The sequence below is a fragment of the Caulobacter sp. CCNWLW153 genome (assembly GCF_036889365.1).
In the GTDB taxonomy this organism is placed as follows: Bacteria; Pseudomonadota; Alphaproteobacteria; order Caulobacterales; family Caulobacteraceae; genus Caulobacter; species Caulobacter radicis.
Map to the genome: position 1 here is coordinate 1 of NZ_JBAKFV010000038.1, position 1,491 is coordinate 1,491.

The 1,491-nt window shown below is 66.5% G+C and carries 1 protein-coding gene; it reads right to left on the reverse strand.

Annotated elements, in window-relative coordinates:
* Positions 1-7 precede the first annotated feature (7 nt).
* Positions 8-1,491: acyl-CoA carboxylase subunit beta (locus V6S85_RS26480; protein ID WP_334350806.1), on the reverse strand; the 1,484-nt coding region annotated here is incomplete at its 5' end.

Below are 1,491 nucleotides of genomic sequence, written 5' to 3' on the forward strand. Positions count from 1 at the left end.
AGCATCGTCAAAGCGGAATGTTGTCGTGCTTCTTGGCGGGGTTGGTGAGGACCTTGCCCTTCAGCGAGTGCAGGGCCCGGACGATGCGCTTGCGGGTGCCGTGGGGCATGATGACGTCGTCGACATAGCCGCGGCTGGCGGCCACGAAGGGGTTGGCGAAGCGGTCCTTGTATTCGGCCTCGCGGGCGGCCAGCGCCTGCGGATCCTTGGCCTCCTGGCGGAAGATGATCTCCACCGCCCCCTTGGCCCCCATCACCGCGATCTCGGCGGTGGGCCAGGCGTAGTTGAAGTCGCCGCGCAGGTGCTTGGAGCTCATCACGTCATAGGCCCCGCCATAGGCCTTGCGGGTGATCAGGGTGACCTTGGGCACGGTGGCCTCGGCATAGGCGAACAAGAGCTTGGCGCCGTGCTTGATCAGCCCGCCGTACTCCTGCTTGGTGCCCGGCATGAAGCCTGGGACGTCGACCAGGGTGACGATCGGGATCTCGAAGGCGTCGCAGAAGCGCACGAAGCGGGCGGCCTTGCGGGAGCTGTCGATGTCGAGCACGCCCGCCAGCACCTGCGGCTGGTTGGCGACGATGCCGACGGTCTGGCCGTCCATGCGCGCGAAGCCGCAGACGATGTTCCTGGCCCACTCGCTGCTGATCTCGAAGAAGTCGGCCTCGTCGACGATCTTCAGGATCAGCTCCTTCATGTCGTAGGGCTTGCCCGGATCGGTGGGGACCAGGCTGTCGAGGCTGGGCTCGGCCCGGTGCGGGTCGTCGAAGCTCTGCCGGATCGGAGCCTTCTCGCGGTTGGACGAGGGCAGGAAGTCGATCAGGCGGCGCACCTGGGTCAGGGCTTCCAGGTCGTTCTCGAAAGCGCCTTCGGCCACCCCCGACTTGGCCGCATGCACGCGGGCCCCGCCCAGTTCCTCGGCGGTGACCACCTCGTTGGTGACGGTCTTGACCACGTCCGGACCGGTGACGAACATGTAGCTGGTGTCCTTCACCATGAAGATGAAGTCGGTCATGGCCGGCGAATAGACGTCGCCGCCGGCGCAGGGCCCCATGATCACGCTGATCTGCGGGATGACGCCCGAGGCCAGGGTGTTTTCCAGGAAGATGTCGGCATAGCCGGCCAGGCTGTCGACGCCCTCCTGGATGCGCGCCCCGCCCGCGTCGAACAGGCCGATGATCGGCGCGCCGGCCTTCATCGCCTGGCGCTGGACCTTGACGATCTTGGCCGCGTGGGCGCCCGACAGGCTGCCGCCAAACACCGTGAAGTCCTTGGAGAAGACGTAGACGACCTTGCCGTTGATCGTTCCCCAGCCAGTCACCACCCCGTCGCCGGGCACCTTCTGCTCGGCCATGCCGAACTCGGTCCCCCGGTGCTCGACGAACATGTCGAACTCCTCGAACGAGTCTTCGTCCAGCAGCAGATCGATGCGTTCCCGCGCCGTCAGCTTGCCTTTCGCATGCTGGCTCGCCACCCGCTTCTCGCCGCCCCCGG